This is a genomic window from Amycolatopsis sp. NPDC003861 (assembly GCF_053605405.1).
Window position 1 is genome coordinate 1 of the sequence record NZ_JBSGJD010000392.1, and the last position, 5,972, is coordinate 5,972.

A 5,972-nucleotide genomic window follows, 5' to 3' on the forward strand; every position below is an offset into this window, starting at 1 on the left:
ACCGCGTCAAGGCGGGAAAGCGTGCCTTGACCCGGCACCACCGGCCGTGTTCTGGCTTCGGATCGGGGTGGCGGGGGAGGTCTGGGTGGGTTGCCGGTCTGGGGGCCGCGTGCCGGTTCGGGGCGGTGAGGTAGGTGAAAGGGCACTCCGGCTGCGCCGGAGCGCTGCCAGGCCGCGGAAGGCGGCCGGGGTGAGGGTTAGTGGCTTGCCGAGGCGGGATGGCCGCCGGGGTGAGGGTTGCTGACCTGCCGAGACGGGAAGGCCGCCGGGGCGCCCCCCCGTTTTCCACTCTACCGGCGACCACCGACAGTTTCGGCCACCTAACCGGCCGCCGCCTGCTGCTCGGCGTCAAGCAGCCGCCGGCGGTTGTTGGTGCCTCGGGGCCGTGCGGCCCACACTGATTACGGCCGCCAGGAGCTCGTCCGGGTTGATGCCCGGCTGCCACAGTTCCGTGCCGACCACGTGGGCCAGCCTGCGGCGGCGGTGTTGCGGGGTGTCCGTCAGGGCGACCTCGGTCGGGTGGCCCTTCTTGATCGCGTGGACCGCCCGGGTCACGAGGATCGCCTCCTGGCGGGTGGTGCCCAGGTCCGCCGCCGCGGCGAAGATCCTCTCCGCCGCGGCGTGACACCTTTCCTCCATCAGGCCTGGATCTCGCGGCGGCCGGATCGGTCGCCGCCGATTTCGATGCGGCGGGGCTTGGCCTTTTCGGCTACCGGGATGCGCAGGGTCAGGACGCCCGCCTCGTAGTCGGCGGCGATGTGGTCGGTGTCGAGGCTGTCGCCGAGGAACAGCTGGCGGGAGAACACGCCCAGCGGCCGCTCGGAAACCTGCATCTCCACGGTGTCGCCGCCGGGGAGGGGGCGGCGCTCGGCCTTGACCGTCAGCACGTTGCGCTCGATGTCGAGCTCGATGGCGTCCGGAGCGACGCCCGGCAGGTCGAAGCAGACCACGAACTCGTCGCCGGCGCGGTAGGCGTCCATCGGCATCGCGGTGGGCTTCGACCAGGTTCCCGCGGTGCCGAAGACCTGCTGGGTCAGGCGGTCCAGCTCACGGAACGGGTCGGTGCGCATCAACATCGGTGTCCTCCTTCTGGGCTTCGACGGTGGGTGTCAACACGCACCACTGTTCTAGCATGTCATCCAAACGATGACAAGTGGGAAGTCATCCTCAAGATGACAGTGTGAGCCGGGCGTCACCGGGAACACGGGGCGGGAGATCCATTCCCGTCCCGGAGGAGCCACCGTGCCCGAGCAGCCCGCCCAGCAGCAGACCCCGCCCGGCACCACCGCCGCCATGACGCCGCGGCCCGACCACGGCGAGCACAGCTACCGCGGCTCCGGCAAGCTGACCGGCAAGGCGGCGCTCATCACCGGCGCGGACAGCGGGATCGGCCGCGCGGTGGCGATCGCGTACGCCCGGGAAGGCGCCGACGTGCTGATCTCCTACCTCGACGAGCACGAGGACGCCGAAGAGACGCGGCGCTGGGTGGAAGAGGCCGGGCGGAAGGCCGTCGTCGTGCCCGGGGACGTCGCCGATCCCGCGCACTGCCGGGGCCTGGTCGCCCGCGCCGTCGAGGAGTTCGGCCGGATCGACGTCCTGGTCAACAACGCCGCCTTCCAGATGACCCACGAGACGCTGGAGGAGATCCCGGACGAGGAGTGGGATCACACCCTCGCCACCAACCTGAGCGCGTTCTTCCACCTCGCCAAGGCGGCCGTGCCGCACATGAAGCCCGGGGCGTCGATCATCGGCAGCTCGTCGGTGAACTCCGACAACCCGACGCCGCAACTGCTGCCCTACGACGTGACGAAGGCGGGCATCGCCAACATGTGCGCGGCGCTCGCGCAGCTGCTGGGACCGAAGGGGATCCGGGCCAACAGCGTCGCACCGGGGCCGATCTGGACGCCGCTCATCCCGTCCACCATGCCGGAGGAGCAGGTGCAGTCCTTCGGCGAGCAGGTGCCGCTGGGCCGTGCCGGTCAGCCGGCCGAGCTGGCGCCGGTGTACGTGCTGCTGGCCTCCGACGACGGCAGCTACGTCTCCGGCGCCCGCGTCGCGGTGACGGGTGGCGCGCCGATCCTGTGACCGGCGCTCAGCGCCGCTGAAGGTGCGCGCAGACGGCGAGATTCCCGGCGACGCACGCCGGGAACAGCCACGGCAACGCCAGGAAGATCCCCGCCGCCAGCAACGACAATGCGACGGCGTCCAAGCACAGGCACCACCGGAGCCGCCGCCGGGCGCCCGCCTCCAGGCCCCGCTCGATCCCGCGCAGCCGCCGCCGCTCCCACGCCTGCAGCGGCGGGCCCGGGTCAGCGGCCGCGGGGGTCGTCACTGTCGCCCTGGTCGCTGGGCTGGATGGCACCCGCGGCGACCTCGGCCGGCGACGCCTTGTCGCCGGGGTGGCCGCGGGTGACGTGGCCTTCGGCGCGCATCCGCTCGACCATGTGCGGGTAGTGCAGCTCGAAGGCGGGGCGCTCCGAGCGGATGCGGGGCAGCTCGAGGAAGTTGTGCCGGGGCGGCGGGCTCGTCGTGGCCCATTCGAGCGAATTGCCGAAGCCCCACGGGTCGTCGACGACGACGGGGGCGCCGTAGCGGTAGCTCTTGAAGACGTTCCAGATGAACGGCAGCACCGACAGGCCCAGCAGGAACGCGCCGATCGTGGACACCATGTGCATCCAGGTGAAGTTGTCGCTCGAGAGGTAGTCCGCGTAGCGGCGCGGCATGCCCGCGTCGCCGAGCCAGTGCTGGATGAGGAACGTCGTGTGGAAGCCGATGAACGTCGTCCAGAAGTGCCACTTCGCCAGTCGTTCGTCGAGCATCCGGCCGGTGATCTTCGGGAACCAGAAGTAGATGCCGGCGAAGGTGGCGAACACGATCGTGCCGAACAGCACGTAGTGGAAGTGGGCGACGACGAAGTAGCTGTCGTGGACGTGGAAGTCCAGCGGCGGGGACGCGAGGATGACCCCGGTCAGGCCGCCGAGCAGGAACGTCACCATGAAGCCGACCGACCACAGCATCGGCGACTCGAAGGTCAGCTGTCCCCGCCACATCGTGCCGATCCAGTTGAAGAACTTGATCCCGGTCGGCACCGCGATGAGGAACGTCATGATCGAGAAGAAGGGCAGCAGCACGGCACCGGTGGCGAACATGTGGTGCGCCCACACCACCGCCGACAGCCCGGTGATCCCGATCGTCGCGAACACCATGAGCTTGTAGCCGAACAGCGGTTTCCGGCTGAACACCGGCACGATCTCGGTGACGATCCCGAAGTAGGGCAACGCGACCACGTAGACCTCGGGGTGGCCGAAGAACCAGAACAGGTGCTGCCACAGGATCGCGCCGCCGTTCTCCGGGTCGAACACGTGCGCGCCGAGGTGCCGGTCGGCCAGCAGCGCGAACAGCGCCGCGGTGAGGATCGGGAACGCCAGCAGGATCAGCACCGACGTGAACAGGATGTTCCAGGTGAAGATCGGCATCCGCCACATGAGCATCCCGGGACACCGCAGGCACACCACGGTCGTGATCATGTTGACCGCGCCGAGGATCGTGCCGAGCCCGGTGACGATCAGGCCGGCGATCCACAGGTCGCCGCCGACGCCGGGGGAGTGGATGGCGTTGGACAGCGGTGTGTAGGCGGTCCAGCCGAAGTCGGGCGGGCCACCCGGGGTGAGGTACCCCGACAGGACGACCAGCCCACCGAACAGGTACAGCCAGTAGGAGAACGCGTTGAGCCGCGGGAACGCGACGTCCGGCGAGCCGATCTGCAGCGGCAGGACGAAGTTGGCGAAGCCGAACAGGTTCGGGGTCGCGTAGAGCAGCAGCATGATCGTGCCGTGCATGGTGAAGAGCTGGTTGTACTGCTCCGGCGAGAGGAACTGCAGGCCGGGCCGGGCGAGCTCGCCCCGCATGAGCAACGCGGTCAGGCCGCCGATCAGGAAGAAGCCGAACGACGTCGTCAGGTACAGCACGCCGATCGTCTTGTGGTCGGTGGTGCGGATCGTCTTCAGGAGCGTGGCACCGCGGGGACCCCGCCACACCGGACGGTGGGGGATCGGAGCCGGGCGTGTCACCGTGTCGGTCATCGGACTCTCACCTGTCGCCGCCGGGGAACGAGCTCTTCCCGCGCGCGTACCCGGGGCCGGGCGCGGCTACACCCCCGAATCCGGGGATCAGCCGGATGGGCGGGCTTTGCAACCGGAGCGAGACCCGGGCCGGGGATTGGTCCGGGTCCGGCCGGGTAAGCCTCGGGCTTCACCTGCCGAAAGGAATTGCCATGTCCACCGCCACACCCGCCCGCACCCGGACACCCGTGCAGGTCGCCGCCGCGGTCGTCGCGGTCGTCTTCCTGCTGGTCGGCGTGCTCGGCTTCGTGCCGGGCATCACGACGGACTACGACCAGCTGAGCTTCGCCGGCCACGACTCGATGGCCATGCTGCTCGGCGTGTTCATGGTCTCGGTGCTGCACAACATCGTCCACCTGCTGTTCGGCGTCGTCGGCCTCGCGTCGGCCCGCACCGCGCGCGGCGCCCGGACGTACCTCATCGCAGGCGGGGTCGTCTACCTGGTGCTCTGGCTCTACGGGCTGCTCATCGACCACGGCAGCGACGCGAACTTCGTGCCCGTCAACACCGCCGACAACTGGCTGCACCTGGGCCTGGGCGTCGGCATGATCGCCCTCGGCCTGCTGACGGCCCGCGCGGGCCGCACCGGTGCGGGGCCGCACGCGGCCCGGGGTCCCGGCCTCGGCTGACCGACGACCGCGCAGCCGGGCCGCCGCAGGGCGACCCGGCTGCGGTGGGTCAGTCTTCCTTGGTGCGCATCAGCACGGTCAGCGACCGGCCGCCGACGACCAGCGTTCCGCCGCCCGGCACGGTCCGCGGGGTGGCCAGCTGGTCGCCCGCCACGCCGCCGACCAGGATGCCGCCGACCGATCGGTGGAACACCTCGCCGGTGGCCGAATCCAGGACGATCGCCCACTCCTCGCCGTACCCGCCGTCGGGGACGGTCATCGTCATGTCGTCGTCGTGGGCGTTGAAGCAGAGCAGGAACGAGTCGTCCACCACGCGCTCGCCGCGCGCGTCGAGGTCCGGGATCGCCGTTCCGTTGAGGAACACCGTGATGGTGCGGCCGAAGCCGGACTCCCAGTCCTGGTCGGTCATCTCCTCGCCGGCCGGGGTGAACCAGGCGATGTCGCGCAGTTCGTCGCCGCGGCGGATGGGGCGGCCGGCGAAGAAGCGGCGGCGGCGGAACACCGGGTGCTGGTGGCGCAGGTCCACCACCGCCGAGGTGAACTCGTACAAATCGCGGCAACCTCGGCATGGCCCACATCGAGGCCGGCCGCCCCGACGAGGCGGTCCGCTTCCACCAGCAGGCCCAGGCGGAGTTCGCCCTGGCCAGGGACGACCGGGGGACGATCGACGCGCTGTCCAGCTTGGCGTGGGCCCGCCTGTACCGCGGCGAAGCGGAAGCAGCCTTGCCCGAGTTGACGACGGTGCTGGAGGTGTACCGCCGCACGGGCCGCACCCGCAACGTGGTGATCGCACTGCGCGGAATCGCCCTCGCTTCGGTGGCCCTGGACCGGTTCCCCGAGGCCCTGGCGGCGGCTTCGGAGGCGTCGGAGCTCGCTCAGCTGCCGGTGGACCGGGCGATGTCGGTCAACTGCGAGGCCTGGGTGCACTTCCGCGCGGGCCGCTGGGAGGAGGCCGCGCGCAGCTACCACCTGGCGGCCGAGGTGGCCGACGACGCGGGGAACGAGTACGAGCGGGCCAGGGCGTTGACAGGCTTGGGAAACACGGCGGCGGCCCGCGGAGACCGCGCGGAGGCAGAGCGCTGGTGGGCCGAGGCGGCGGCGTACCGGGTCACCCTCAACCCGGCGGTGCTGGGCGAGGCCGAGTACCGGGATCGGCCGGCGTTCGCGGAGTGAGCCTCGCCCTCTCCGGCCGTCGTGAGTGGTAAGGCGGGTTAGAACCCGC

The 5,972-nt window shown here is 70.6% G+C and carries 8 protein-coding genes; 3 read left to right on the forward strand and 5 right to left on the reverse strand.

The window, feature by feature from the left end; genetic code table 11:
* Positions 1–348: 348 nt before the first annotated feature.
* Both ACWEVN_RS45805 and ACWEVN_RS45810 read right to left on the reverse strand, forming a co-directional pair.
* Positions 349–639 carry a hypothetical protein gene (locus ACWEVN_RS45805; RefSeq protein WP_452055454.1) on the reverse strand — a complete coding sequence of 97 codons (291 nt, stop codon included), beginning with the start codon at positions 637–639 and terminating at the stop codon, positions 349–351.
* Positions 639–1,076, reverse strand: coding sequence for an Hsp20/alpha crystallin family protein (locus ACWEVN_RS45810; RefSeq protein ID WP_449682380.1), 438 nt, complete (start codon positions 1,074–1,076; stop codon positions 639–641). The genes ACWEVN_RS45805 and ACWEVN_RS45810 overlap by 1 nt, the downstream gene beginning before the upstream one ends.
* A gap of 166 nt (positions 1,077–1,242) precedes the next feature.
* Here ACWEVN_RS45810 and ACWEVN_RS45815 point away from each other — a divergent pair, with 166 nt between their 5' ends.
* Positions 1,243–2,085, forward strand: coding sequence for an SDR family oxidoreductase (locus tag ACWEVN_RS45815; RefSeq protein WP_452055455.1), 843 nt, complete (start codon positions 1,243–1,245; stop codon positions 2,083–2,085).
* A gap of 7 nt (positions 2,086–2,092) precedes the next feature.
* Here the strand turns inward: ACWEVN_RS45815 and ACWEVN_RS45820 are convergent, their stop codons facing one another.
* Both ACWEVN_RS45820 and ctaD read right to left on the reverse strand, forming a co-directional pair.
* Complete coding sequence (locus ACWEVN_RS45820) at positions 2,093–2,332, reverse strand: hypothetical protein (protein WP_449682382.1); 240 nt, start codon at positions 2,330–2,332, stop codon at positions 2,093–2,095.
* Positions 2,310–4,082: an aa3-type cytochrome oxidase subunit I gene (gene ctaD, locus ACWEVN_RS45825; RefSeq protein WP_449682383.1), complete on the reverse strand. Its 1,773-nt coding sequence runs from the start codon at positions 4,080–4,082 to the stop codon at positions 2,310–2,312. Before ctaD ends, ACWEVN_RS45820 begins: the two co-directional genes overlap by 23 nt.
* Positions 4,083–4,273: 191 nt before the next feature.
* Here ctaD and ACWEVN_RS45830 point away from each other — a divergent pair, with 191 nt between their 5' ends.
* Complete coding sequence (locus tag ACWEVN_RS45830) at positions 4,274–4,750, forward strand: DUF4383 domain-containing protein (RefSeq protein WP_449682384.1); 477 nt, start codon at positions 4,274–4,276, stop codon at positions 4,748–4,750.
* Between the two features lie 49 nt (positions 4,751–4,799).
* On the opposite strand, the gene ACWEVN_RS45835 is transcribed toward ACWEVN_RS45830, so the two are convergent.
* A complete protein-coding gene (locus ACWEVN_RS45835; protein ID WP_452055456.1) occupies positions 4,800–5,300 on the reverse strand; it encodes a hypothetical protein in 501 nt (166 codons plus the stop codon).
* 17 nt (positions 5,301–5,317) lie between these two features.
* Between ACWEVN_RS45835 and ACWEVN_RS45840 the strand changes: the two genes are divergently transcribed.
* Entirely contained in the window at positions 5,318–5,923 is a 606-nt protein-coding gene (locus ACWEVN_RS45840; protein ID WP_452055457.1) for a tetratricopeptide repeat protein, read from the forward strand.
* Positions 5,924–5,972 lie beyond the last annotated feature (49 nt).

Coding starts and splice junctions, on each gene's coding strand:
- ACWEVN_RS45805 (WP_452055454.1), bottom strand. CDS start 639: ATGGAGGAAAGGTGTCACGCCGCGGCGGAGAGGATCTTCGCCGCGGCG.
- ACWEVN_RS45810 (WP_449682380.1), bottom strand. CDS start 1,076: ATGTTGATGCGCACCGACCCGTTCCGTGAGCTGGACCGCCTGACCCAG.
- ACWEVN_RS45840 (WP_452055457.1), top strand. CDS start 5,318: ATGGCCCACATCGAGGCCGGCCGCCCCGACGAGGCGGTCCGCTTCCAC.
- ACWEVN_RS45830 (WP_449682384.1), top strand. CDS start 4,274: ATGTCCACCGCCACACCCGCCCGCACCCGGACACCCGTGCAGGTCGCC.
- ctaD (WP_449682383.1), bottom strand. CDS start 4,082: ATGACCGACACGGTGACACGCCCGGCTCCGATCCCCCACCGTCCGGTG.